This is a genomic window from Roseomonas rosulenta, assembly GCF_016106005.1.
Classification (GTDB): domain Bacteria; phylum Pseudomonadota; class Alphaproteobacteria; order Acetobacterales; family Acetobacteraceae; genus Neoroseomonas; species Neoroseomonas rosulenta.
In genome coordinates this window covers 1-502 of sequence record NZ_JACADR010000671.1, presented here as the reverse complement: position 1 = coordinate 502, position 502 = coordinate 1, and the positions used below count along the sequence as shown (strand labels likewise).

Sequence of the window (502 nt, the reverse complement as noted above, 5' to 3'; positions counted from 1 at the left end):
GCCTGCAGGTGCAGCAGCAGCGCCGCGAGTCCGAGCGCCTCCGGCTCCAGCGGCGCCAGCGCGGCCGCAAGCCGCGCCAGCCAGGCGGCCTCCGCCGCCAGCGTGCCGCCATCCCCGCCATCCGCTGCGCCGGCCGCGTAGGCGGCATAGATCGCGGCCAGCACCTCGGGCAGGCGGTCCGCCACGTCCTCTGGCTCCGGCAGGGCGAAGCGTGCGCCGGCCTCGCGCAGGCGGCGCTTGGCGCGCACCAGGCGCTGGCCCATCGCCGCCGGCGCCACCAGGAAGGCCGATCCGATCCGCGCCGCATCCAGGCCGAGCACGGTCTGGAGCATGAGCGGCGCACGCGCGGCCGGCTCCACCGCCGGGTCGGCGCAGGCCAGCAGCAGCGCCAGGCGGTGGTCGGGAATCGCCGCGGGCGGGTCAGCCGGCAGGCGCGCGCGGTGCAGCAGTTCGGGTGCGGCGGCGCGCGCCACGGCACGGCGGCGGTGCTGGTCGAGCATCC

1 protein-coding gene is annotated in these 502 nt (G+C 79.1%); it reads right to left on the bottom strand.

Annotated elements, in window-relative coordinates; all coding sequences use genetic code 11:
• The coding region (locus HW578_RS27575; protein WP_369407996.1) for a DUF6596 domain-containing protein at positions 1–502 on the bottom strand (502 nt) is incomplete at both ends.